11 protein-coding genes are annotated in these 20,633 nt (G+C 62.6%); 4 read left to right on the plus strand and 7 right to left on the minus strand.

Translation table 11 applies throughout. From position 1 onward, the window contains the following. Nucleotides 1-62 precede the first annotated feature (62 nt). The 7 genes from bcaP to ACQ4V8_RS11830 form a co-directional block, all read right to left on the minus strand. Entirely contained in the window at nucleotides 63-1,460 is a 1,398-nt protein-coding gene (gene bcaP, locus ACQ4V8_RS11800) for a branched-chain amino acid transporter BcaP (protein ID WP_010398611.1), read from the minus strand. Nucleotides 1,461-1,648: 188 nt separating this feature from the next. Continuing rightward, nucleotides 1,649-3,442 (minus strand): MFS transporter, encoded by a 1,794-nt coding sequence (locus ACQ4V8_RS11805; protein ID WP_010398609.1) that lies wholly within the window; start codon nucleotides 3,440-3,442, stop codon nucleotides 1,649-1,651. A 38-nt stretch (nucleotides 3,443-3,480) separates the two neighbouring features. Continuing rightward, the gene (locus tag ACQ4V8_RS11810) at nucleotides 3,481-4,575 is read right to left on the minus strand and encodes an N-acetylglucosamine-6-phosphate deacetylase (protein WP_070347057.1); all 1,095 of its coding nucleotides are present in this window, start codon (nucleotides 4,573-4,575) and stop codon (nucleotides 3,481-3,483) included. A gap of 3 nt (nucleotides 4,576-4,578) precedes the next feature. Next, a complete protein-coding gene (locus ACQ4V8_RS11815) occupies nucleotides 4,579-5,346 on the minus strand; it encodes a DeoR family transcriptional regulator (RefSeq protein ID WP_029496444.1) in 768 nt (255 codons plus the stop codon). 35 nt (nucleotides 5,347-5,381) lie between these two features. Further along, nucleotides 5,382-6,725 carry a D-tagatose-bisphosphate aldolase, class II, non-catalytic subunit gene (locus tag ACQ4V8_RS11820; protein ID WP_010398603.1) on the minus strand — a complete coding sequence of 448 codons (1,344 nt, stop codon included), beginning with the start codon at nucleotides 6,723-6,725 and terminating at the stop codon, nucleotides 5,382-5,384. Continuing rightward, nucleotides 6,725-7,687 carry an ROK family protein gene (locus tag ACQ4V8_RS11825; RefSeq protein WP_010398601.1) on the minus strand — a complete coding sequence of 321 codons (963 nt, stop codon included), beginning with the start codon at nucleotides 7,685-7,687 and terminating at the stop codon, nucleotides 6,725-6,727. The genes ACQ4V8_RS11820 and ACQ4V8_RS11825 overlap by 1 nt, the downstream gene beginning before the upstream one ends. Beyond that, on the minus strand, nucleotides 7,674-8,834 hold the full coding sequence (locus ACQ4V8_RS11830; RefSeq protein WP_436571512.1) for an AgaS family sugar isomerase: 1,161 nt from the start codon (nucleotides 8,832-8,834) through the stop codon (nucleotides 7,674-7,676). The genes ACQ4V8_RS11825 and ACQ4V8_RS11830 overlap by 14 nt, the downstream gene beginning before the upstream one ends. Nucleotides 8,835-9,181: 347 nt before the next feature. On the opposite strand from ACQ4V8_RS11830, the gene ACQ4V8_RS11835 reads away from it, so the two are divergent. From ACQ4V8_RS11835 to ACQ4V8_RS11850, 4 genes are all read left to right on the plus strand, one after another. Beyond that, the gene (locus ACQ4V8_RS11835; RefSeq protein ID WP_436571513.1) at nucleotides 9,182-12,532 is read left to right on the plus strand and encodes a TIM-barrel domain-containing protein; all 3,351 of its coding nucleotides are present in this window, start codon (nucleotides 9,182-9,184) and stop codon (nucleotides 12,530-12,532) included. A 100-nt stretch (nucleotides 12,533-12,632) separates the two neighbouring features. Next, on the plus strand, nucleotides 12,633-15,578 hold the full coding sequence (locus tag ACQ4V8_RS11840; protein WP_436571514.1) for a TonB-dependent receptor plug domain-containing protein: 2,946 nt from the start codon (nucleotides 12,633-12,635) through the stop codon (nucleotides 15,576-15,578). 508 nt (nucleotides 15,579-16,086) lie between these two features. After that, a complete protein-coding gene (locus ACQ4V8_RS11845; RefSeq protein ID WP_436571515.1) occupies nucleotides 16,087-19,134 on the plus strand; it encodes a TonB-dependent receptor in 3,048 nt (1,015 codons plus the stop codon). A gap of 66 nt (nucleotides 19,135-19,200) precedes the next feature. Next, the gene (locus ACQ4V8_RS11850; RefSeq protein ID WP_010398586.1) at nucleotides 19,201-20,592 is read left to right on the plus strand and encodes a Gfo/Idh/MocA family protein; all 1,392 of its coding nucleotides are present in this window, start codon (nucleotides 19,201-19,203) and stop codon (nucleotides 20,590-20,592) included. Nucleotides 20,593-20,633 lie beyond the last annotated feature (41 nt).

The raw sequence follows: 20,633 nt of genomic DNA on the forward strand, positions 1-20,633 counted from the left end.
CAGGTTGCGAGACCGCCATCTTAACTGGCGCAGCGACACAATATGTCGCTGCAGGGGACTTTTTACTGCGCCGGGTGCAGCAGCGAGCGCCGGCGCGCGTAGCTGAAATAGATGACCAGGCCGAGCACCAGCCAGATGCTGAAAGCCATCCAGGTCACCCAGCTGAGGAAAGTCATCAGGCCCACGCACAGTATCACTGCCAGCGCCGGTACATACGGTACGCCAGGGCAGCGGAAGGCGCGCGGCAAGTCGGGACGCTTCTTGCGCAGCACCACCACGGCAATCGACACCATGGTGAAGGCGGCCAAAGTACCAATGTTGATCAGCTCGGCGAGGATGTTGAGCGGGATCACGGCGGCGATCAGACCGAAGACGATGCCGACCAGCCAGGTGGCGAAGAACGGCGTGTGGAAGCGCGGATGCACGCTCGACAGGCGCTTGGGCAGCAAACCGTCGCGCGACATGGCGAAGATGATGCGCGTCTGGCCGAAGGCCATCACCAGGATCACGGTAGTCATGCCGAGAATGGCGCCCAGGTCGACGAAGCCGGCGATCCAGTTTTCGCCCGCATACTGCAGGGCCAGCGAGACGGGATGGTCGACGCCGAGGAATTTTTGATATGGCACGATGCCCGTCATGATGGCTGACACCACCACGTACAGTACGGCGCACACGGCCAGGGAACCGATAATGCCGATCGGTAAGTCGCGCGATGGCTTCTTGACTTCCTCGGCGGCCGAGGTAACGGCGTCAAAGCCGATGAAGGCGAAGAACACGAGGGCCGCTGCGCTGAGCATGCCGTGGTAGCCGAATGGCATATAGGGCTGCCAGTTGGCCGGTTGTACGTGGCGCGCACCGAAAATGATGAACAGCAGCACCACGCCCACCTTGATGGCGACCATGATGTTGTTCAGGCGCGCCGATTCGCGCACGCCCCATCCCAGCATGGCCGTCAGCAGTAGCATGATGACCAGGGCTGGCAGGTTGATAAAGGTGGTCACGCCGGGCAGGGCGCCTGGCGCGGCCGTCAGGGCTGCAGGCAGGGTGATGCCAAAGCCCGCCAGCAGTGACTGGAAGTAGCCAGACCAGCCGACGGAAACGGCGGCTGCGGCCAGGCCGTACTCGAGCAGCAAGTCCCAGCCTATCATCCAGGCGGCCAGCTCACCCAGGGTGGCATAGCTGTAAGTGTAAATGGAGCCGGCCACCGGCACGGTGGAGGCGAATTCGGCATAGCACAGGGCGGCGAAGCAGCAGGCGACGGCAGCGACGACAAACGAGAGCGACAGGGCGGGGCCGGCGGTCAGCGCGCCGGTGCCGGTGAGCACGAAAATGCCGGTGCCGACAATGGCACCTATGCCCATGAGCACCAGGTCGAAGGGCCCAAGCACTTTCGCCAATCCTCCCGGTTTCTTGCTGTGGGCGATCATGTCATCCAAATTTTTGGTTCTAAATAAGCTCACTTTTTCTCCTGGTAATCTTTGTCATGGCGCCATTGCCGCCCCGTAAGTAGCACGGCGCAGCCAGATTTTAGCCCAGCCGGTGGTTTTTCCAGAAGAAAAACTCTACAGTGCCGTGCGCATCGCTCTGCAAACTTGTCCGGCAGCTTAAAAAGCCCCGCGATGCTGCACCTGCACAATAAGGCAAGCGGCTACCTGGCGAAGTGCGCTTCTATTTCTTCCAGTGTCTTGCCCTTCGTCTCGGGCAACAAAAATGCTGCCGCCAGGAAATACAGCACCGTGCAGCCGGCGCCAAAGAAGAACAGCGTCGAGTAGCCATGCAAGCCTACCGTCGGCAGGAAGATGGCGGCGATCACGGTCGAGACGAACTGGTTTACCAGCAGGGCGATGCTCATGCCGTTCGAACGGATGCGGGTAGGCATCAGCTCGGACAGGGCCAGCCAGACGCACACGCCCGGTCCCACGGCAAAGCTGGAGACAAATACGCAGATGGCAACGGCCACCAGCCAGCCATGCGTGGACGAGGGCACTGGGCCCAGGCTGGCCTTCTCGATGCGCAGCGGCGCTTCGCGTCCGGCGGCCGGGTCGGCGAATGGGTTCAGGTGCAGTTTGCGGAAAAACACGCCGATCACGCTGTCAGGCTGCACGGCGTCCGCGCGGGCGATGCTGACCTGGCGCAGCACCGGGTCGTCGCTGCGCAGGCTTTTCACGTTGCTGAACGGGCCATAGGCGTAGGCGATGGTCAGCTGCTGCGGCGTGCCATCGGCCGCCGCGCCCAGCGCTTGCAGGGTGGCGCTGTCCAGGTGCAGCGTAAGAGCATCCGCTTGCGCTTGCGCGGCGATGGCCGGGCGCACGTCAGCCAGGTGCGCTTCGGCGCCGCGAAACAGCAAACCGGCCGCCAGCAGCGAGACGACGATGCCGCCCGTGCCCAGCATCAGCAGGAATTTTCGGCCCTTGCGGTCGACTAGCAGCACCGCCACCACCGTCATCACGGCATTCAACACCTTTAGCAGCACGTCCGCCATGTTGGCCGAGGCACCGGACAAGCCTGCCTGGTTAAGAATATTGACGACATAGGCGAGGATGGAATTGATGCCCGTCGCCTGGGTGCAGGCGAGGATCAGGCAAGCGAGCAGGAAGGGCAGCATGTAGCGACGGCTCAGCAGCGCCTCCTTGGGCTTGTCCTTGCCGCTCGTCTTGGCCGCATTTTCGGGCGTAGCGAGCATGTCACCCAGCTCCAGGTCGGCAGCAGCGGGCAGGCGCGTGCGCAGCAGCGAGTCGCGCGCCTGTGCGATACGGCCGCGTTGTGCCAGCCAGCGTGGCGATTCTGCCAGCAGCATGGCGCCGATGGTAAATACCAGGCCAGGCGTCAGGCAGACCCAGAAGATGCTGCGCCAGGCGTGGTCCTTGGCCATGAAGATGGCGGCGCTGCGGCCCGCTTCGGGCAAGGCTTGCGCCGCTTGCGTGGCCGTCTCCACCGTCTGTGCCTGCTGCAGGCCGATCAGGGCAGCGGCCACCAGGCCGATGGTCAGCAGCAGCTGGAACAGGGCGGCGCCGCGTCCGCGCTGTTGCGCGGGCAGGCATTCGGCCAGGTACAGCGGCACGACGACGCCGATCAAGCCGCCGCTGATGCCTTGCAGCAGACGACCCAGCAGCAGCGGCGTGTAGCCGTCGGCCAGGGCGATCAGCGGGATGCTGGCGCTGAACAAGGCACCAGCGAGGAACATCACCCAGCGCCTGCCCAGCATATCGGCCAGGGCGCCGGCGAACAGGGAAGAAAGGACTGAACCCAATAGCACGGCGGCGACGATAAAGCTTAGCTGCTGGGCCGTCAGTTTCCAGGCCACCGAGGCCGTCGATTCCAGGTAAGGCAGGGCGCCGGCGATGATGCCGATGTCTATGCCATACAACAAGCCTCCCATGCCGGCAATAAATAGCAGGTAGCGCATGGCCCACACGGGGGCCTTGTGTGACGTGTCGTGCATGAAAACTCCGGGACGGGGTTGAGGTAGCTTGAGGTGCTTTAGCGGGTGGAAAGATCGATGGCCACGCCTTCGACGAAGACCGACACGGGCTGCAAGTTGGCATCGAGGACGACGATATCGGCCCAGGCGCCCGGCGCCAGGCGGCCCCGTTCGGATTCGCCCAGGTAATCGGCGGGATACAGCGACAAGCGGTTCGAGGCGTCGGCCAGGTCCAGGCCCAGGTCGACGAAATTGCGCAGGGCCTGGTCCATGGTCAGCACGCTGCCGGCCAGCGAACCCGTTGCCAGGCGCACGCAGCCCAGGCATTTGTAGACGCGCTGCGTGCCCAGGCCATATTCGCCGTCCGGCATGCCGGTGGCCGAGGTGGCGTCCGTGACGCCGTACAGGCGCGGGATGGCGCGCAGGGCCGCGCGCAGGGCGCCCTTTTCCACGTGCTGCAGGTCGGGGATGATTTCCGCGTATTGGGCATGCGCGAGCGCCGCGCCCACCATGCCGGGGTCGTAGTGCGTCATGCCCGTCATGCCGTTGTACAGGTGGGTGAAACCGGAGACGCCGGCTTTCAGGGCCGCCACGCCTTCGTCATACGTGCCGGCGCTGTGGCCGATCTGCACGCGGATGCCCATCGCCACCAGTTGCGGGATCAGTTCCAGGTGGCCGGGGATTTCCGGCGCCATGGTCAGCACCTTGATGGGGGCAATGGCGTGAAAGCGTTGTACCTGCGCCAAGCTCGCTTGCACCACGTCGGGTGGCTGCGCGCCCAGGCGGTGCAAATTTAAAAACGGCCCTTCCAGGTGCACGCCCAGCATGCGTGCGCCGTTGGCGGGGCGTTCGGCGATGACGCCGGCCAGGCCTTGCAGGGCGCGCAAGATCGACGGCTCCCTGGCCGTCAGGGTGGTGCCCAAGAGGGCCGTGGTGCCGTGGCGCGCATGCACCTGCGCCACGCTGGCGCCGGCGTTTGCGCCTTCCATGATGTCGACGCCGGCGGCGCCGTGTACGTGCAGGTCGATAAAGCCGGGCAAAATGGTCAGCGCGCTGTCGGCGGCAGTGTCTTCTTGTATCTGGACGATACGCCGGTCAAAGGCGATGCTGCCCGTGATCCAGCCAGAGGGGGTAAGGATTCTGCCGCTCAGCATGTGTTATTCCGCTATAAAAAGTTCGATGCCCAGCTTTTGCAGCCCTTCGCGGTACTCCTGGCTGATGCTGGCATCGGTGATGACGATATCGACGCGGTCCAGTTGCACGATGCGGTGCAGGCTGACGCGGCCGAACTTGGAGGCGTCGGTGAGGACGATGATTTTCTTTGCCCGTTCCACCATCTTGTGGTTCAGGCTCGCTTCCGCTTCGTGGTGGGTGGTCACGCCGAACTGCAGGTCGAAGCCGTCCACGCCCAAAAACAGCTTGTCGAAGCTGTAGGCTTGCAAACAGGTTTCGGCCTGGCTGCCCTGGATCGACAGCGACTGCTTGCGCAGCAGGCCGCCCGTGAGGATCAGGTCCACGCCGGGTGCGTCGGCCAGTTCCCAGGCGATGTTGAGGCCATTCGTGGCCACCGTCACGCCAGTGGCATCGCGCAAATGGCGCGCCAGCGAAATGGTGGTGGTGCCCGAGTCGATGATGATGTTATCGCCCGCTTCCACCAGTCGCGCCGCATAGGCGCCGATGCGTTCCTTTTGCGCGTGGTTGATGGCATCCTTCTGACTGATCGTGTGTTCAAGCGGCGGCGTGCGCGTCAGGGTCGCGCCGCCGTGGCTGCGCGTGGCCATGCCCTGCGCTTCGAGCGCATTCAAGTCGCTGCGGATGGTGACCGCAGACACGCCAAGCTTTGCCACCAGATCGGTCACTTGCACCGAGCCCTGCTGGGTAAGCATTCGAAGGATGGATTCACGGCGTTGGCTGGTATTTCGCATGTTGGCGGGCTCAGTAAAAAATGAAGATATCGAGCTTAACAGATAGCCGCTTCGGCAACGACGGGGACGGCCGTATTGCAGTTGCAGGCGCGCGCATATTGCGCCAGCAAACTGCCGATCTTGTGCTCGATCAAGGCCGATGCCTGGGCTTTCAAGCTGCCCTGCACCACGGCTTGGTACTGCTGCGGCAAATGCTGGCTCAGCAGCGGCAGCGGAATCGCCAGCGCGTCCAGGTTGGCCAGCAGTTTGGCGACGCTGGCCACCACTTCCGGCTCGCCCCAGTAATAGCGGCAGCGGTCGCTCAAGCCGTAGCGACGCATCAATCGCTGTTCCTCCGGCGTACCCAGGTAGTGCTTGATCCAGTGCTTGGGCTTGGCCAGCATCACCTCGTCAAGCACTTGCATCAGCTGTGAAGTGGCGTGCGCCGGCAGCAGTTCCTGCTCGATCTGGCACAGCGCGTACAGCGCCTCGCGCAGGGCGAAGGTGGCGGCCGGGCCCACTTTCAGGATGGCGAAATGGTCGCGCACCATGGCATGCAGGCCTGATTCGCGCTGGTAGTCGGTGGAGTGGGCTTCGAACACCAGGCCAGGCTGCTCGCCAATAAAGGCCGACAGTGTGGCGGCCGCCGGCGCAGCGTAGTGCTCGATGCTATTTTGATCGAAATCGACGCCCGGCTGCACCACCATGGCGATGACGCGGCGCCACGCGCCATGCAGATCATTGTCGAGGAAGGCGCGGCGGTGCACGTCCAGGGTGCGGCGCGCCGCCTGCGCACTGGTGACGGCGCCGGCTTGCGCCAACGATGCTTCGCCACCGGGTATCGGCACTTCCGTGCCGATCACGTAGACAGGCGGCGCGAAACCGGCTGCTGCTGCCGCCGCTTCTGCGACGATGCACAGGCGCGCCGAACGGGCGGCCACGGTTTCATCGTCGAGCTGCAAAGGGTCATCCAAGCAGCGCATGCTGCAATCGAGGTGGATTTTATGGAAACCGGCCGCCGCATACGCGGCGATCAGGGTTTCGGCGTGCGCCATCGCGGTAGCGGCATCGAGGTGCTGCCAGGCGTTCGGGCCCAGGTGGTCGCCGCCCAACACCAGGCGCTCAGTCGGAAAACCCTGTTCGCGGGCCAGCGCCAACATGCTTTCGCGGAAAACGTTGGGTGTCATGCCCGTGTAGCCGCCGAATTGGTCGACCTGGTTCGAGGTCGCTTCGACCAGCAGCACGGTGTCGTAGTCGCTGGCCACGCGCATGGCGGCGCGCAGCACGCTCGGGTGACTGCAGCAGACGGCGTACAGCCCCACGCGCTCGCCGCGGCGGTGCGCCTTGATCACTTGCTCGATAGGCGAGAGTGTAAAGGTCGGGTTTCCCACTTGTTTCATTATATTGACGCCTTCGTATGTTGTCGTATCAAAAGGGCCGCGCCGCGCGCGCCGCCGGCATCGCCAAAGTGCGGTGGCAAGATGGGCGGCACGTGCACGCCGGGGAAGAGATGGCGTTTGACTGCCACCGGCAGTCTGTCATACAGGTGGGGCAGCTTGGACAGGCCGCCACCGAGCACAATGACGTGCGGGTCGTAGGCCAGCACCAGCCCGGCCAGCGCGTGGCCCAGCACGTCGAGGTGCACCTCCACCGTGCGCTTGGCCACGGCGTCGCCCATATTGGCGCGTGCGACGATGGACAGCGTGGCCAGCGGTTCTGTGCCTTCGCCGCCAAAGTGCGCATATAGTTTGCTCATGGCGGGGCCCGAGACATAGCGTTCCAGGCAGCCCGTCTTGCCGCATGCGCAGCGATACTCGGCCAGGCCGTGCTGCGCCAGTACGCTGGCGGGCAGGCTCCAGTGGCCCCATTCGCCAGCCACGCCGTTAAAACCGCGCAGCAACTGGCCGCCCACGCAATAGCCGCCGCCAGCACCCGTGCCGAGGATGGCGCCAAACATGCTGGCGCTATTTTTGGCCGCGCCACCTTGCGCTTCCGACAGGGCGAAACACTGGCAATCGTTGCCGATGGCGACAGGGCGCTGCAAGGCTTGCTGCAGCGTTTGCGCCACCAGGCGCCCGTTCAGCGCGGGCACGTTCGAGCTCAGTTGTCGACCGCTGCTGCTGTCGATCACGCCGGGCAAGCCTATGCCCACAGCTGCCGTCGTGCCCAGTGCAGCGTCGCCGTGCGCCACCAGGTCGACGACCGCCTGCACGAAGGCGCTGAAATCATCGCCCGGCGTGGCCACCCGTTCGCGGAACACTTCCGTCAGCGCGCCGTCGCGGTCTGCAAAGGCCACCAGCTCCATCTTGCTGCCGCCGATGTCGATGCCGTGGTAAGCCGCTATGTGATTAGAATTGCTCATGGCCATAGATGGTGACGCCCTGCACGACACGGTTGACGATGCCGCCGGCGAATGGATTGTCGGGACGCAGTTGCAACAGTGCAGACTGGTGCAGTGCATATTGCTGCGCCATCAGCAGCCACAGCGGGGCCAGCCAGGCGTCGGGCCAGGCCTGCGCGTCGGGCGCTAAGTTGGCAGATAAGTTGGCAGATAAGTCGCCGCCGATGCCCACCGTCAGGCAGGCTTGCGCCACGCCGTCGCGCTGCAGTTCTTTTAATAGATCGTCCTCGTACTGGCGCGCCAGCGGCTTGCTGCTGCGCAGCAGGATGACCAGCGATTGCGTGGTGACGGCCGATTTCGGGCCATGGCGGAAACCGAGTGGCGTATTGGCCATCGCCATCACGCGGCCACCCGTCAATTCCAGAATTTTCAGGGCTGCTTCCTTGGCCAGCGCTTCCAGCGGGCCGCTGCCCAGGTAGAACACGCGCTGCACGGGTGTGTTGCCCAGCTCCGCCACCGGTGCCGACCAGTCGCGCAAGGCTTGTTCCCCCAGCTGCGCCAGGGTCTCCAGGCGCGTCAAATCGGCGTCCTTGCCCAGCACCGACAGGGCCGCCAGCAGCATGCTGCTAAAGCTGCTGGTCATGGCGAAGCCGCGGTCGCAACTGCCTTCCGGCATCAGCAAGTTATACGTGTTGGCGTCGTTGGCGCCCTGGCGCGCCAGCTTTCCTTCGGCGTTGCAGGTGATGTTCAGGAAACGCGCGCCGGGCACGACCTGGCGCAGCATCTCCACGGCCGCCAGACTTTCGGGGCTGTCGCCGCTGCGCGCAAACGAGACGAGCAGGGTGGGCGCAGCCGCTTCCAGGTACAGCTCATGGTGCGTCAGCAAGGTGGTGGTGGCGATGGCGCGGATCTGCGCTGGCCAGGCCGCATTCAGGGTGTCGACGACGATTTCGCCCACATAGGCCGAGCTGCCGGCGCCCGTCAGGATGACGCGCTGCTGCGGGTTGGACAGCGCATCGCCGAGGAAGGCGGCCAGGCTCGCTTGTGCGTCGCGCAAAATGCTGCTCAGCGCGCGCCAGATAGCCGGCTGGTGGGCGATTTCCTCGGCCGTGTGCAGGCCGCCGATGTCGCGCCAGGTTTGAGTGTCACGCTGAAGTAGGGTAGTCATGAGAGGTCAGTAAAGTGTTTGTTGGAGAAAGCATAGGCACTAAATTTCGAAAAGTCAAATACGAAAGTAAAACGAAAGTAAATTATTTGGTAACTTGCGAAATAATGGTGTTTTACGGGGCTGGAATGCGGTGGCAGCGCCGCATGAAATGCCGTAATGGGGGCGGTTGTCGCTGAAATGCCACGATAGTGAAAGTATTATTTATGAAATTTTGATTAAACGTAAGATGAATGTGCATATTTTGCGTATTTTATGAATATATTTGCGCTTTAACTTTCTTTATGTTGACGATATTAATTTTTCTTCTTAAAGTATTTCTATCACTTCGATTTCCTGAAAGCCAGCACATGCAACCCCTCCCGCTTCCCCGCCGTGCCCTTGCCGCCTGTGTCCTCGCCGCTCTTGCTACCCTGACTGCGCCTGGCCTGCAGGGTGCCACTATCGGTAATTTGCAATCCCTCTCCGCCGTGCACGCGGCCGACATGGCCAAGGGGGAGGGTCTGGGTTGGGACTTGCGTAGCGATAATGGTATGCAGCTGCGTATCAGCCTGCCGCAGGTGGACGTGCTGCGTATCGAGGCGGGTGGCAAGGGGGGCTTGACGGGGCCGGGCGACAAGGCTGCACCGATAGTCGTGGGCCAGCCTGCTGCGCATGTAGCGTATCAACTCAGCGAGCAGGCCGAGCATATCTTGATCAGCACCGAGGCTCTGAGTCTGCGCATCGAGCGCAAGCCTTTGCGCTTCAGCCTTTTTCGCAAGGGTGACCCGGTGCCGCTGTGGCGCGAAGTGCAGCCGCTGTCGCTGGACGACAAGCAGGGCGTGCAAGTCCTTTCCAGCTTGCCGGGCGAGCGCTTTTTCGGCGGCGGCCAGCAAAATGGCCGCTTCGAATTCAAGGGTAAGCAGGTGCCGGTGTCGTATTCGGGAGGGTGGGAAGAGGGCGACCGGCCCAATCCCGCGCCATTTTTGATGAGTTCACGCGGCTGGGGCGTGCTGCGCAATACCTGGTCCGATGGTAATTACGACTTGCGCGACCAGCAGCAGATCTCGCTGCAGCATGCGGAAGGCCGCTTCGACGCGTATTTCTTCGTCGGCAAGGACTTGCGCGACGTCGTCGCCCGCTACACCGACTTGACGGGGCGTGCGCGCATGTTGCCCCGTTGGGCGCTGGAATACGGCGACGCCGATTGCTACAACGATGGCGATAACGTGAAAAAGCCAGGTTCCGTGCCGAAGGGCTGGACCGATGGCCCCACCGGCAAGACGCCCGACGTGGTCGAGAGCGTGGCGCGCAAGTACCGAGAACACGATATGCCGGGCGGCTGGATTTTACCCAACGATGGCTACGGCTGTGGCTACACGAATTTGCCCGCTACGGTGAAGGGCCTGGCCGCTTACGGTTTCCGCACGGGCCTGTGGACCGAAAACGGCGTCGACAAGATCGCCTGGGAAGTGAGCCAGGCGGGCAGCCGCGTACAAAAGCTGGACGTGGCGTGGACGGGCAAGGGCTATCAGTTCGCCATGGATGCGAACAAGTCCGCCTACGACGGCATTTTGAACAACTCCGACAGCCGGCCATTTTTGTGGACGGTGATGGGCTGGGCCGGCATCCAGCGTTATGCCGTGGCGTGGACCGGCGACCAGAGCGCCAGTTGGGACTACATCCGCTGGCACATCCCTACCCTGATCGGCTCGGGCCTGTCCGGCCAGGCGTATGCCTCCGGCGACGTGGACGCCATCTTTGGCGGCAGCCCGGAAACCTATCTGCGCGATTTGCAGTGGAAGAGTTTTACGCCCGTGCTGATGGGCATGTCCGGCTGGGCCGCAGCCGAGCGCAAGCATCCGTGGTGGTTCGATGAACCTTACCGCGACATCAACCGCCGCTACCTGAAGCTCAAGATGCGCCTGACGCCGTACATGTACACGCTGGTGCGCGAAGCCGAGCAGACGGGCGCGCCGCTGGTGCGCGGCCTGATGTGGGATTACCCGCACGATCCGGCCGCCTACACGGAAGCCTACAAATATCAATTTCTGCTGGGGCGCGACGTGCTGGTGGCGCCCGTCTACCGCAGCCAGGCCGTCAGCGGAGGCTGGCGCAAGGGCATCCACCTGCCGCAAGGCACCTGGTACGACTACTGGGATGGACGCCAGGCCACGGCCGACGCCAAGGGGCGCGACCTGGACCTGCAGGTAAGCCTGGACAAGCTGCCGGTGTTTGTGCGCGCCGGCGCCATCGTGCCCATGTATCCGGAAATGCTGTACGACGGCCAGAAGCCGAAAGATCAGCTCACGCTCGATATCTATCCGCATGGCCATTCCGAATACACCCTGTATGAAGATGACGGCAACACGCGCCAGTATCAGGGCGGCGCCTTCAGCCAGCAAGTGATTCGCATGCACCAGACGGGCGGCGATGTGCAAGTCGACGTCGGCGGCGTCGAAGGCCAGTACGCGGGCCAGGAAGCGCGTCGCGGCTATGCGCTGCGCATGCTGGCGCTCCAGCGGCCGGTAGCGGTAAAGGCGGGACAGCGATTGCTGGCCGACGCTGGCGATCGCGCTGCCTACGACAAGGCGCTCGAAGGCTGGTACTTCGACGCAGCAGACAGGCAAGGCACTGTGCACGTGAAAGTGGCGGCGCAGGATATCGGCCAGCCTTTGCGCATCCGCGTCGACGGCGCGCTGAGCGTGGCTCGATTGGACGCTCACTTCCCGGCTGCGCCCGTGCCGGGCCGCGCCTTGCCGGCCGATGCCATGCAGGTGGTGACGCGCCCTGGCGAGGAGAGCGGCTATCGGCTGGAAAACGCCTTCGATGGCAAGCCCGAGACGTGGTTCCGCACCGTGCGCAGCCCTGCGGTGAAAAGCGGCCCGCATGAGTGGGTAATCGGTTTCACGGAACGGCGCTTGGTGGACGGCATCGAACTGGCGCCGCGCAACGACCAGCACTGGAAGCATGGCCAGGTGCGCGACTATGAAATCTACATCGGGGATAACAATGGCGAGTGGGGTGCACCCCTTGCGCGCGGCAGCCTCAAGCTGGAACAGGGGGCGCAGACGATCAATTTTCGTGCCGCGGCCGGGCGCTTGCTGCGCTTTCGCGTCATGAGCACGCACAATCCGGAAGGCGATGGCGCGGCGTCCGCCGACCCGATGGTCACGGCGGCGCAAGCGGAGCCGCTGGCACGCGCGTTCGATGCGGCGCTGGCGGCCGACGTGGCGCCAGTGACGTTGTCCGAGTTCCGCGTGCTTGAGCATCGCGTGGCCGAAGGCGCCGAAGTACAGCGCTATCTGTCGGACCTGGCGTTAGCGAAAAATATCGCGCGTGACCGGCCGGCCGGCAAGGCGGCCGAGATGCGCATGAACGGGCTGTGGTTCCGCAAGGGCCTCGGCGTGGGTCCGGTCAGCAGCATCGACTTGCAACTGACGGGCACTTGGAATCTGCTGCGCGCCGACCTGGGCGTGGACGACAGCTGCCGCAGCGCGGGCGGCTTGCAATTCCAGGTCTGGAGCGGTGAGCGGCTGCTGTATGACAGCGGCCTGGTCTCGGCTCCCGCAGTGGTCAAACCGGAAATCGACGTGCGCGGCCTGAGCGAGCTCAGTTTGCGTACCCTGGGCGCGCGCGGTAGCCGACCGTCCCAGGTCTGCGGCAACTGGGGCAACGCCGTACTCACCGGCACGGAGGGCGCGACAGTCAAGCCGCGCTAGACACACTTCATCATTTCACTAAAAACGAGCCCCTCTTCGGACCGGGGAGGGGCTCTTGCAGCCTGACGAAAATAAATCACTTATAAAAAGGGAGATGGGAATGCACTTGAAAAAACTGATGGCCGCCATGATGGCGGTAGGGCTGGCGTCAACGGCGCTGGCAGCCGAGGAAGAGAAGCTGGCGCGCGTCGAAGTGACGGGATCGAGCCTGAAGCGCATCAACGCGGAAACGGCGTCGCCGGTGCAGGTCATCAGCGCCAAGCAGATCGAAAACATGGGCGCGCTCACCTTGCTGCAGGTGCTCGACAATCTGCCTGCTGCCCGTCCCGCGCAGCAGGACTTCCGTTCGATGTTCTCGGGCTCGGATGGCGGCTCGCAAGCGAACTTGCGCGGCCTGGGTGCGCAGGGCACCCTGGTGCTGCTCAATGGCCGCCGCCTGTCGTTCTATGGCGCGCCGGCCGGCTTCCAGACCATGTTCGTCAATATCGACGCCATTCCGGCCGCCGCCATCGAGCGCATGGAGATTTTGACGGACGGCGCATCGGCCGTATATGGTTCCGATGCCGTGGCAGGCGTCATCAACGTGATTACGAAGAAGAGTTATCAGGGTCTGGAAGCGCGTGCCAATGGCGAATTTTCGCCCAGCGTGAAAGCGTTTGGCGAGCGCCAGGCCAGCGTGCTGTATGGCCTGGGCGACCTGGCCAGCGATGGTTACAACATCTACGCTTCCGTCAACGTCTACCAGCGCGACCGCATCGCGCTGGCCGATACCTACCGCAAGCGTCCCGCGTATTTTTATGTGAACAACCCCAATTTCATTCCAAACATGCGCGTGGGCGTCGGCAGCGAACCGGGCGTGATGAATCCGGGGACCTTCTTTGTCTTCGACAAAGCCAACAACAATGCCCGCAGCCAGCGCGCCGCGCCTGGCTGCAATAACAGCATCACCGAAGCGTCGGGCACGCGCTGCGTGTGGAATGCGCTGCCTAATCAGATCGACACGGGCCCGACCTCGGAGCGCGCCACCGCCTACCTGAGCGGCCGGCTGAAACTCGGTGGCGACATGGAAGCGTTCGCGGAAGGCGCCTTCACCCACATCAAGATGCGCGGCGAGAACGGGCCGTCGAGCTTCAATAGCGGCAGCACGAACAACTGGTTCGCGCGCAACACCGGCAATACCCTGAACACCTTTGCCACACCTTACCTGAGCCCCAACAATGCTTACCTGAAAGGCAAGCTCGATGCTGACATGGTGGCCAAAATGGGCGGCGCGGCAGGCTTGAACTACTTGCTGCAGGATGCGACGGGGCACTTCGGGCAAAAGAATATCGATGAAAACTACCGCGCGCTCGTCGGCCTGCGCGGCAGCATCGGCGGCGGCTGGGATGTTGAAACGGCGCTCAGCGTAGCGGGCAGCCATTCCACGCTGTTCCAGACGGCAAATATCAACATCAAGGGTTTCGAGCAGGCGTTTGGGCCGTTCACGAAAGACCCCGTCAGCGGGCGCACGTATATCTCGGACAATCCTGCCTACAAGTTCGGCGAAATCAGCGACGCCAACGCGGCGCTCCTGCGTGCCGCCTACCCGACCTTCGCCATCGAATCGTGGACCAAGTTGATGACCTGGGATGCGAAACTGGAAGGCACTTTGTTCAAGCTCGGTGAGCGCGAAGTGCGCGCCGCCGTGGGCACCAACATCATGCGCGAGAGCTTTCTCACGCCCGGCAACGCCGATGCTGCCAATGGCCTGATCACGCAGCAGGGCGGTTCCTGGTTCGACGGCCGGCGCACCATCGCCGCCGTGTTTGGCGAAGTGGTGGTGCCGCTTAGCGATACCCTGGAAGTCAATGCGGCCGCGCGCCTGGACAAATATCCGCATTTCGCCGCCAACCTGGCACCCAAGCTGGGCCTGATCTGGCGCGCACGGCCCGACCTGATGCTGCGCGGGACGTATTCCGAAGGCTTTCGCGCGCCCAACCTTGCCGAAGCGGGAAGCGGCGGCGTCTTTGCGCAGGTGGGTGGCATCCGCGATACGGTGCGCTGCGACGAAACGAATGCCATGGCGCGCGCCTTGATGAAGTCCAAAGTGGCTACCGATGCGGACCTGGGCAAGAGTTTGCTCAATTCGAACTGCTCGACGACGGTAGGCGGCCTGACGCCGCCGAACCAGAACCTGCTTCCGGAGAAGGCCAAGATTTCGACCCTCGGTCTGGTCATGCAGCCGGCCAAGGATGTGAGCATTTCGGTCGATTACTGGTTTGTGTATCGCCGTGATGAAATCGTGCGCCAGGACTTCAACGAACTGTTCACGGAACTTGTGGGCAAGTATGGACCGACGCTGGCCGGTACGTCGAGTGCCATCCGCAATGGCCTGACTGACGCCGACCGCGGCAACATGGCGGCGGTGGCGGCCATGTGCGCCAATCCGGCCAATGCGGGCGTGTGCGCCGCTGGCGTGCCAGGCTACTCGGTCGGCAACCTGGGCGGCTTGATTAACTCGTACTCGAACCGCGGTCGGACCCTGATCGACGGCATCGACATCGACGCCCGCACGCGTTTTGCGCTGGGGGACTGGGGCAAGCTGAGCACCGGCATCGCGGCCACCATCCGCAAGCGCGACAGCCATAACAGCGAAGATGGCAGCGATATCAAGGGCAATACCGTCGGCTACTATGATTCGCCGCGCTACCGCGCCACTGTGAATGCCGACTGGAGCTACCGCAATTTCGTCAGCAGCGTGTTCGTCAATTATTCGGGCAAGACGCGCTGGGCCTATGGTCCGTGGGACAAGGACAATACGCCGGAAAATTGCAGCGCGGCTTCCGTTACCCTGCCTGCGGGCCAGTGCAAGGGCGCGCCGTCCTACACCACGGTCAACCTGGCCTTCAGCTGGAAGCCGATCAAGCACCTGGACGTGGGCCTGAACGTGAAAAACGCGTTCAACAAGCAGCCTTACTACGATCCGAATGGCTGGGAAGGCTATAACCATAGCCAGGACCTGTTCGGCCGCCAGTTTGCCCTCTCTGCCAGCTACAAGTTCTTTTAAGGCTTGACGCTGCCCCAGCCCGTCGGCGCGGTTTGCGTTGTGATGGGCTGGGCGATTGGGATGAAAAAAAATTAATGTTTCGAAATGCGCAATGCGAAAGATAAACGTAAGATAGAACGGATGAGAATTTCTTTTTTCGCGTTTCCATCCCGCCATTATTGGGCTGTTCTGGCTCGCGCTTGCCCGATTTTTTTTGGCGCGTGTATCTGCTACGCCACGATAACGAAAGTTAACTACCAGGCAATGCATAAAATCGAAAGATAAATAGCATTTTTGCCCCCGATTTGGCGACAATTTTGCGTTTTAACTTTCTTTTTGTTGACGCTACTTCTTTTTCTTTTTAAAGTAATCCTACTAAAACGAAGATCGGCCGATACGGACCGATTTCCCGAAAAGTGCAACTGCCTGGCTGCACCGCTCGACGAACAACATAAAAATTGCGTCCCTCCGACTCTGCCCTGGAGCGGGGAGGGCGCGTATAACCCTCGATATAGACGGAGAGACAAGAATGCATACCACCCGACTCAAATTGCGCGACATCAGCCGCGCCGCAGCGATCGTGATCGCATTGGCGGCCGGCGTGCCAGGCCAGGCCTGGGCACAGTCGAACGCCACCAGTACCATTTTTGGCGCATTGAGCACGCCGGCCGGCGCCAGCGTGGTGCTGGAAAATCTGGCGACGGGTGTGCAGCGCACCTTGACGCCGGATACGTCGGGCCGCTACGTGGCCAATTCCATGCCGCCAGGACGCTATGCGGTGCGCGTGCTGCGTGCCGGTTCGGTCGAAGCGTCGCAGGAAGTCGAAGCGCTGATCGGCGCGGGTGCCGAAGCCAACTTCGGCCCAGTCAGCGCGGCTGGCCCCTCGGTTCAGGAGCAAACTGTCGTGGTAAGGGCGTCGCGCAACCCGATCGACGTGTCGAACACCAACAATGGCGTGATTTTTACGGCCAAGGAATTGAAAGCGCTGCCAGTGGGCAATGACGTCGCCTCCATCGTGCAGCTGACGCCGGGCGTGGCGCGCGGCACCAACAGCGCGTATGGCAATGCGCCATCGATCGGCGGCTCGGGCCAGTCGGAAAACGCCTTTTATGTCAACGGCTTCCCCATCACCAACATCCTGACGCAGGTGGGTGCGTCGGAACTGCCGTTTGGCGCGATCTCGAACCTGCAGGTGCTGTCGGGCGGCTACGGTTCCGAGTTTGGCCGCTCCACGGGCGGCGTCATCAACATCACCACCAAGAGCGGCGGCAACAAGGTGGAATTGGGCGGTAAGGTTTCCATCATCCCCGGTTCGCTGAAGGGCACAACGGAAAACAGGTATTACCCGAACACGGGCGCCAATGCGCTCACGGACGGCACCTTGAAGTACTGGAATCGCGATAACAGCAGCAGCAGCAAGGTCGTCGGCTTGTACGGCAGCGGGCCGCTGATCAAGAACAAGCTGTTTGCCTTTGTGGCGCTGGAACAGACGCGCACGAACAGCGCTTCGATCGCCGGTGCGCGCGACGACTTGCTGAACAAGGTGCTGCCGAATGGCTGGCGCGAGAGCAAGAGCAAGGTTGACCGCATGATGGCCAAGCTGGACTACAATCTGACGGATGACCATCACTTTGAATATACCAAGCTGTATGATCGCACGACCACGGACAGCCAAAGCTATGGCTTCGACTATGCCACGCTGAAACGCAACAACGTGCCTGGCGGCGGCAGCGAGACCACCATTAATTGCTGCGGTTCGTCGGCTGCGCCAGGCGCGAATGCCGACATCTTCAAGTATACGGGCTATCTGACGGACAAGCTGACGTTGACGGCCATGATGGGCGCATCGCGCACCTCACACACGCGCACACCGAATGGCTACAATCCGCTGCTGGCGCAGACCTCGTCGAACACCTCGACCCAGGTGCCTGGCCTTAGCTATTCCAATCCGCAAACGGTGACCGGCACCCTGGTCGACCCATCGTCGGAAGACCGCCAGAAGGCCAAGCGCCTGGACCTCGAATACAAGCTGGGCAAGCATTCGCTGCGCGGCGGCGTCGACCGCATCGACGTGGAATCGAAAGTGGGCCTGAGCCTGGCCGGCGGCTACCGCTGGACTTACCTGCGGGCGACGGATCCGAATCTGCCGATCAACGGCGCCTTTGAAACGCCGTATCAGGGTGATGGTTACGGCAAGCAGGGCTATTACGTCAGCAAGGACCTGAACGCCAACCTGGCGCGTCCGACCAGCGTGCAATCGGCGCAGTACATCCAGGATCACTATCAGGTCACGCAGCGCGTACTGCTGGATCTGGGCCTGCGCCGCGAACAGTTCACCAATTACAGCACCGATGGCGTGGCTTTCATTTCGCAGCGCAACATGATCGCCCCGCGCGTGGGCGCCACTTGGGATTACCTGGGCGACGGCAGCCTTAAATTGTTCGCCAATGGCGGGCGCTACCACCTGCCGGTGCCATCGAATTTGTCGAGCAACATGGCCAGCCCCTTCCTGGCCACCAGCGAGATGTACACCTACACGGGTGTCGATCCCGTCACTGGCGCACCGACGGGCCTGCATGCCATCAGCAAGCCGTATTCGGCTAACAACGCCTATGGCCAGAGCCGCGATGCGCGCGAAGTGACAGCCGTCGGCCTGAAACCGCTGTCGCAGGATGAATTCTCGCTGGGCTTCGAACGCGCCCTCTCCAAGCAACTGGTGGTGGGCGCCAGCATGCTGTACCGTAAGCTGAACGATACCAACGACGACGTCTGCGACGAGCGCCCGCTGCAAGCCTGGGCCACGCGCAACAGCGTTGACACGAGCAACTGGAGCGGCTTCCAGTGCGCCATCATCAACCCAGGCCGCGACAATAGCCTGATGGTGGACTTCGACGATGGCAAGGGCTTGCGCCGCGTCGATATTTCGGCGGCAGAATGGGGCAATCCGCTGCCGTCGCGTACCTACCGTGCCTTGAACATGTTTGTCGAGCACCCGTACACGAATGGCTGGTACGGCAAGCTGACCTACACCCTGTCCGTCTTGAAGGGCAATATGGAAGGCCAGACGGACAGCGTCGGCGGCGGCGATGTGGGCCTGACGGTCAGCGACGACCACAAGGAATTGATGTACAACGCCTATGGCTACCTGCCGGGCGACCATCGCCACGCCTTCAAGGCCTACGGTTTCATGCAGGTCATGCCGGACGTGATGCTGGGCGCCAACCTGTCGCTGACCTCGGGTGCGCCGCGCAACTGCATCGGCGCGCTGCCCGATGCGCTGAAGTTCGAAAACAATTACGGCGATTCCTACTTCTATTGCAATGGCAAGCCGGCGCCGCGCGGCAGCCAGGGCCGCCTGCCGTGGCAAGCTCAGTTGGACATGAACCTGGCCTATACTCCCGGCGCCGTCAAAGGGTTGAGCTTGAAAGTGGACGTCTTCAATGTGTTCAACAGCCAGACCGTGACCCGCTACACCGAAACGCGCGAAGACCATGGCGCCATCTCGCGCAATTACCTGCAGGTCGATGGACGCACGGCGCCGCGTTCGGTGCGTTTCACGGCTGAATACACTTATTAAACTGTCGCCGGTCCGCTGCATGGCGGGTCGGCGAAGAACATTACCAATGGAAGCGAGTAGAGACGAATGACAATACAAATCAATCGACGCAATTTCCTGTCCGCCAGCGCCGCGCTGGCTGGCAGCGCCATGGCCGGCAGCACATTGCTGCCTGGCGCCGCCAACGCTGCCACCGCCACCGGCCGCGACAAGGTTCGTCTTGGCCTGATCGGCACAGGCATGCGCGGCCAGGTGCTGCTGGCCGAACTGGTGCGCCGCGATGACGTGGAAGTCGTTGCCCTGTGCGATATCGACCCGATCATGCTGAAACACGCGCTGGGCCAGGTGGCCAAAGCCGGCAAGCCGCGTCCGCGCACCTATGGCGAAGAGCGCGACCAGAAAGCGTACAAGCGCATGCTCGACGCCGGTGGCCTCGATGGCGTGATCATCGCCACGCCATGGGAATGTCACGCGCCCATGGCTATCGCCGCCATGCAGGCGAAGATTGCCGTCGGATGCGAAGTAGTCGCTGGCATTACCCTGCAAGACCACTGGGATGTGCTAAATACCCAGCTGAAAACGGGGACGCCTTACATGCTGCTGGAAAACGTATGCTATCGCCGCGATGTGATGGCTGCGTTGCAGATGGTGCGCGCCGGCCTGTTCGGCGAACTGCTGCACCTGCAGGGCGGCTATCAGCACGATTTGCGCGCCGTCAAATTCAACAGCGGCAATCCGGGCAAGCCGTACGGCGGCGGTGTGGAATTCGGCGAAAAAGGCTGGTCCGAGGCCCATTGGCGCACGCAGCACTCGGTCGAGCGCAATGGCGAATTGTACCCGAGCCATGGCATCGGCCCCTGCGCCATGTATACAAACATCAATCGCGGCAACCGTTTTACGCGCATCAACGCCTTTGCCAGCAAGGCGCGCGGCTTGCACGACTACATTGTCAAGCAGCCGGGCGGCGCGCAGCATGCGAACGCCAAGGTGAAGTTCAAGCTCGGCGATATCGTTACCACCACGCTGGCGTGCGAGAACGGCGAAACCATCATCTTGCAGCACGATACCAGCTTGCCGCGTCCGTATTCGCTGGGCTTCCGCGTGCAAGGTACGGACGGCCTGTGGATGGACCTGAACAATGCTATCCACATCGAAGGTGTCAGCAAGGCGCACGAGTGGGATGACTTCCAGGCCTACCAGGACAAGTATGAGCACCCGTTATGGCGCAAATATGCGGCGCAAGCCGAAGGCGCGGGTCATGGCGGCATGGACTTCTTCGTCATCCACGCCTTTGTCGAAGCGCTCAAGGCGAATGCGCCGATGCCGATCGATATTTACGATGCGGTGACCTGGAGCGCCATCACGCCGCTGTCCGAGCAATCGATCGCCGCCAACTTCCAGACCCTGGACTTCCCTGACTTCACGGGCGGCCAGTGGAAAGCGCGCCAGCCGATCTTCGCGCTCGACGGCAAGTACTAAGCCGGCACAACCCGCTACCGCACCTGGTGCCGTAGCGGGTT

It is taken from the genome of Janthinobacterium paucivorans (assembly GCF_051380805.1).
In the GTDB taxonomy this organism is placed as follows: Bacteria; Pseudomonadota; Gammaproteobacteria; order Burkholderiales; family Burkholderiaceae_D; genus Janthinobacterium; species Janthinobacterium lividum_D.

Coding starts and splice junctions, on each gene's coding strand:
- ACQ4V8_RS11845 (WP_436571515.1), top strand. CDS start 16,087: ATGCATACCACCCGACTCAAATTGCGCGACATCAGCCGCGCCGCAGCG.
- ACQ4V8_RS11840 (WP_436571514.1), top strand. CDS start 12,633: ATGCACTTGAAAAAACTGATGGCCGCCATGATGGCGGTAGGGCTGGCG.
- ACQ4V8_RS11850 (WP_010398586.1), top strand. CDS start 19,201: ATGACAATACAAATCAATCGACGCAATTTCCTGTCCGCCAGCGCCGCG.
- ACQ4V8_RS11820 (WP_010398603.1), bottom strand. CDS start 6,725: ATGAAACAAGTGGGAAACCCGACCTTTACACTCTCGCCTATCGAGCAA.
- ACQ4V8_RS11830 (WP_436571512.1), bottom strand. CDS start 8,834: ATGACTACCCTACTTCAGCGTGACACTCAAACCTGGCGCGACATCGGC.
- ACQ4V8_RS11815 (WP_029496444.1), bottom strand. CDS start 5,346: ATGCGAAATACCAGCCAACGCCGTGAATCCATCCTTCGAATGCTTACC.
- ACQ4V8_RS11810 (WP_070347057.1), bottom strand. CDS start 4,575: ATGCTGAGCGGCAGAATCCTTACCCCCTCTGGCTGGATCACGGGCAGC.
- ACQ4V8_RS11805 (WP_010398609.1), bottom strand. CDS start 3,442: ATGCACGACACGTCACACAAGGCCCCCGTGTGGGCCATGCGCTACCTG.
- ACQ4V8_RS11825 (WP_010398601.1), bottom strand. CDS start 7,687: ATGAGCAATTCTAATCACATAGCGGCTTACCACGGCATCGACATCGGC.
- ACQ4V8_RS11835 (WP_436571513.1), top strand. CDS start 9,182: ATGCAACCCCTCCCGCTTCCCCGCCGTGCCCTTGCCGCCTGTGTCCTC.